The sequence below is a fragment of the Serratia sp. Nf2 genome (genome assembly GCF_003028435.1).
GTDB classification, from domain to species: Bacteria; Pseudomonadota; Gammaproteobacteria; order Enterobacterales; family Enterobacteriaceae; genus Serratia; species Serratia marcescens_L.
On the sequence record NZ_PYTW01000022.1, the window covers coordinates 1 to 5,010 of the forward strand.

The window sequence follows — 5,010 nt, forward strand, 5'->3', positions numbered from 1 at the left end:
CCGTTGCGCCGGCTGATCAGGTTGCCCCAGGCGTCGTAACGGTAAAACAGCTTTTGCCAGTGCGTCAGCCGGTTATCGGCGATCGGCGCCAGCGGCAGGTGCGCGTCGATGTCGCTCTGCGGGCTGCATTCGCCCAGCAGGTTATCCGCCAGATCGTACACCAGCCGCGCGCCCGGTTTGCCTTGGTTGGGTTCGCGGTGTTGCAGCAGGTGGCCTTTGATGCAACTAACAATCTAATGTTTTTACTCTTCCTTTTTTATTTTTAAAGAACCTAATATCTCCTTTTCAAGCTTTGATCTTATATCTCATATTTAATGCTGCTCACTAAAGAGCCCCAAAGAAAGGATCCTTTCGACAGCTTGTCGGTCACTCTTCTTCGATGCACTCATCACTTATGATCGATAATCCATCAAGTTGATTAAACGCATTCTTCAAGAATTTGTACCTGCTGAGTTTTTCTGGATTCTTCCCATTAGTGAAAGACACCTTAATTATCGTGCTAAACTCTTTGTTATCTTCCTCTAACCACTCATTAGAGTGAGGAATATAATTATCAGTAATGGTTAACTTGTCTGCATAAAGGCCAGTATATGCAAAGTAAACACCAAAATATGAACTGTCATACTCCGAGCAAGTTACATCCCATTTATCGTCCAGTAATTTGCTCACTTCTTTTTTTGATATAACACTGCCATATTTTAAAAAATATAATTTTTTCATAATTTATCCACCACATTTACCAGGTATTCTAGTTCCCTTTCCTTTAGCCTTAACTTCAGCAGCAGACTCAAAGACCATTGCGTTCACAGGTCTACCTCCTGACATTTTAGATAATTTTTGCAATGTATCATCAATACCTAATTTCTTAGCCATTTCACTACCCATATCAATTGGTCCAGTGCGCCCTCCTTTTCCTATTCCCAGCTGTTCTGCTTTTTGATATAGCTCAGGATGTGAAATAGCAACGTCAAAATCACTAACACGGCCAACATCAAATGGTTGACCTGTAGAGAAACTTACCCCCGATACGGAGCTTCCTTGCATATATGAAACTGTGCCGGGATATCCTAATTTACTCATTCCTGCCTGTAATGCTTCACCGAATTGTTTAAATTGGCCGAAACTATTAAAGCCATGTGGAACTCCTTCTACAGATAACCCCAGCGGATCCACCCACATCAGCGGGTTCGGCGCATACTGATAAAGGTTCAACCCGCCACGCAACCCTATCGGATCCTGCGTGGTGAAACGCCCCACCTCGGGTTCGTAGTAGCGGAACAGGTTTGTAATGCAGGCCGCTTTCGTCGTCCTGATATTGCCCGGCGTAGCGCAGCGGCTGCTGGTATTGCGCGCCCTGCCGCTTCGCCGCGCCGGCCACCGTCTGGCCCTGCAGCTTGCCGAAGGTGTCGTATTGCCCGGACCAGCACAGGTTGCCCGCCGCGTCGGTCACTTCCAGCGGCGCGCTGTTCAGATCGGTGTGATACCAGTAAATATCCGCCGAGCGGCTGTCGCCCGCCTGCTCCAGCGCCGCCAGTGGGCTCCACGGGCTGGCCGGATCGTAGCTCCAGCTGCGGCGGCTGCCGTCGTCGCGCTGCTCCTGCAGCAACCGGTAACCCTGCCACAGGAAACGGGTCGTCTGTTCGGTTTTGCCCTTGTAGCGCACCGCCTTGCGGCTGCGGCGGCCCAGCGCGTCGTAATGATACTGCGCCTCGAATTCGCCCTGCGGGCCGCGGAGTCGGTTGTCGGCGATCGGCGCCAGCGGCTGGTGCGCGTCAATGTCGTTCCAGAGGTTTATATAGACCAGTTCATTCTTATTTTTAAAGAACGTGCCTCGTAACCTGATTTTTTCTTTAACCCCCCCTTATTTTTCTCAATTTAAAAAACATTTTCCATTAGAAACCAGACACTTCATTAACATTGTGAAAACTCAATATTCACCCCTTCCTCATTACATAAATCGACAAATAGTTGAGAGACAATCATTCGCTCACAAAAGACACTATCTCTCGCTATAAAGAAATCTTTATCACATTTATAGGCAGGAATATCGATTAGTTTAGTGCCATCAATAAGTTCCCTAAACGTTGTTCTTTCCTCGTCAATAATTGGAAGGTAATTATTCACCTTGCATAAAGACAGCGTTTCACTAACATTTTCCACAGTACACTTATAGAAGGACATTTCAGATGCAATTCTACGTTCAAATATAGATACCGCTCTCTGTGAAAAAATTGGGACTCCGATATTGGCAGGAAAATAATCTGAAACCATCAGTTTATCACTCCGCATAGTACTTTGTACTTTACCTTTTGGTAGTGAATATGAGAGAAACTTACCATCCCCTTCATTCCAAATGAAAAAGCTTGATAATCTTGACTTTGGGTCTGAGAAGTCAATAACTCCATTTCCCAATGAGAAGCTACTAATAGTATAGATGTTCATGCCCTTATCCTCGTAATCAAGCACATGTAAGCTTTCCTGTTTTAAATCCTTTACGAGCCTCATGCTGTAGGTTCAATACTTCATTTTGTATTCGTCGATAATCCCATTTTTCTTTATTTGCAACTCTCTCCAAAGCATCTAGTTTTGACTTCATCATTTCATTATATATTGCATGCTCTTTTGTCCAGCCACGATGAAGTCCCAAGTCCGGATTAGGATCTATTCCTTTTGCAACAGGAAGTCGCATCATATTTGATGCACCATTAATACTCATCCCTGATTGCACAAAAACAGGATGATTCCTAAGTGAGTAAGGAATCAAATGCTGACGTTGGTACCCTTGAGTGGTATCCATCCACGAAGGGAAACGATCTAAACCTAGTGGATCTACCCAAGCTAAAGGATTTGGCCCATAAGCATATAAATTCAACCCGCCTTCCAACCCTATCGGATCCTGCGTGGTGAAACGCCCCACCTCGGGTTCGTAGTAGCGGAACAGGTTGTAGTGCAGGCCGCTTTCGTCGTCCTGATATTGCCCGGCGTAGCGCAGCGGTTGCTGGTATTGCGCGCCCTGCCGCTTCGCCGCGCCGGCCACCGTCTGGCCCTGCAGCTTGCCGAAGGTGTCGTATTGCCCGGACCAGCACAGGTTGCCCGCCGCGTCGGTCACCTCCAGCGGCGCGCTGTTCAGATCGGTGTGATACCAGTAAATATCCGCCGAGCGGCTGTCGCCCGCCTGCTCCAGCGCCGCCAGCGGGCTCCACGGGCTGGCCGGATCGTAGCTCCAGCTGCGGCGGCTACCGTCGTCGCGCTGCTCCTGCAGCAACCGGTAGCCCTGCCACAGGAAACGGGTCGTTTGTTCGGTTTTGCCCTTGTAGCGCACCGCCTTGCGGCTGCGGCGGCCCAGCGCATCGTAATGGTACTGCGCCTCGAATTCGCCCTGCGGGCCGCGGCCGTGCGCCTGCACCAGCCGGTTGTCGGCGTCGTAGCGGTAGTGCTGTTCGTACAGCCCGTTGCGCCGGCTGATCAGGTTGCCCTGCGCTCGCCCAGCAGGTTATCCTGCCAGATCGTACACCAGCCGCGCCCGGTTTGCCTGATTGGGTTCGCGGTGTTGCAGCAGGCGGCCTACTCTACAATAAACACTTGGAATATTTAATTTGCAATGGCTTCATTTTTAAAGAGCTGGAAATTAATTTTTCATAATTTTATTTTTTAATTTTAGTCAGGAACTGGCTGAATAATATTAATTCAAAAACCCATTGAATACCCTCTTATAACCGCAACCATTGCGGTTAACATTTATAAACGCCAACAAAAATTTATATAGGCACCAATTTTCTCATCATACTCAATCCTTCCCCCTGTTTTATCATCAGGGGGCACTTCAACAGATTACCCCTAGTTGCACCAAATTTACCTGCATTGACTTTTCGCTTTGAAACCAAGTTGTTCAAGCTATTTGAGCAAGTCATTCTTAGTGCCAAGCATTAAGAATTATCGCCAAAATGAAAAATCAGATACAAAAAACTCGTTTATTTCTATATCTCCAGGAATGTGTTTTATTGTATCAGCAATCTCATCATATGGCGGAGGAAGTATAAGTGAAATACCAAAATCATCATTGATAATTATTGAGCCATTATATAATTTCTGAGTTTTTGTTAATTTTATCACATCCATCACTTTCATCCCTGTGAATATAGCTCCCTTGTAGCCGCCTTGATAACGCTCATTACATCCAAGTGAAAAGATAACACCATCTTTATCAGTCGCAATGGTCAAGGTATTGTCGATTTTATATGATTTCTTTTCCTCACCATCAGGGAGAAAATAACTTTTAACCTCCACACTAAATCCAGAATAAATCTCATTAATATATGACGAGATATTTTCATTTATAACGACATTCCCTATGGAAATCCCCGATACAATCTCAGCATTAAAGTCAATCATCTTAGACACCACCATTCTTAATAACTCCATCAACGTACACAGGTGAATCTTTTATCAGATCGTAATTTTTAAATTCACCATGCCCAATTCTACCAAAAACAACATCCTCACCATTCTCAACCTTATAAACCTTCCAATAATCATTGCCATGAATATTAGGCTGACTTGCATTACCTCCGGGGTGATAATCAAGTTTATATGTCGCACCCGATTTCGTTGTTCGCACATATTGAGTATGTTGAATTGCTTCTGGTCTGCCTGCTTGAGGGTAATGCTTTGCCCAACCGCGACTAGTTAAAAACGCGTCAACATCAGCTGGCTTTTTGCCAGATAGTTTATCCACCCATCTGCGAGCGATTCTATCTTTTCTAGCAAAGCCTTTAGAAACTCCACAACTCATCAACCCCAGCGGATCCACCCACATCAGCGGGTTCGGCGCATACTGATACAGGTTCAACCCACCGCGCAGCCCTATCGGATCCTGCGTGGTGAAACGCCCCACCTCGGGTTCGTAGTAGCGGAACAGGTTGTAGTGCAGGCCGCTTTCGTCGTCCTGATATTGCCCGGCGTAGCGCAGCGGCTGCTGATATTGCGCGCCCTGCCGCTTCGCCGCGCCGG

At 46.7% G+C, this 5,010-nt stretch carries 4 protein-coding genes and 3 pseudogenes; all 7 read right to left on the reverse strand.

Annotated features, from left to right (window positions below; all coding sequences use genetic code 11):
* A pseudogene (locus tag C9411_RS25045) lies at nt 1-218 on the reverse strand (hypothetical protein); the annotation flags it as partial.
* 148 nt (nt 219-366) lie between these two features.
* The gene (locus C9411_RS25050; protein ID WP_033655354.1) at nt 367-720 is read right to left on the reverse strand and encodes a hypothetical protein; all 354 of its coding nucleotides are present in this window, start codon (nt 718-720) and stop codon (nt 367-369) included.
* 3 nt (nt 721-723) lie between these two features.
* Nucleotides 724-1,747 (reverse strand): annotated as a pseudogene (locus tag C9411_RS25055) (RHS repeat domain-containing protein); the annotation flags it as partial.
* 164 nt (nt 1,748-1,911) lie between these two features.
* The gene (locus C9411_RS25060; RefSeq protein ID WP_107228144.1) at nt 1,912-2,442 is read right to left on the reverse strand and encodes a hypothetical protein; all 531 of its coding nucleotides are present in this window, start codon (nt 2,440-2,442) and stop codon (nt 1,912-1,914) included.
* Nucleotides 2,443-2,458: 16 nt separating this feature from the next.
* A pseudogene (locus tag C9411_RS26155) lies at nt 2,459-3,475 on the reverse strand (RHS repeat-associated core domain-containing protein); the annotation flags it as partial.
* 458 nt (nt 3,476-3,933) lie between these two features.
* Entirely contained in the window at nt 3,934-4,392 is a 459-nt protein-coding gene (locus C9411_RS25070) for a hypothetical protein (RefSeq protein WP_107228145.1), read from the reverse strand.
* Nucleotide 4,393: 1 nt separating this feature from the next.
* The coding region (locus C9411_RS26110; RefSeq protein WP_146158900.1) for an RHS repeat-associated core domain-containing protein at nt 4,394-5,010 on the reverse strand (617 nt) is incomplete at its 5' end.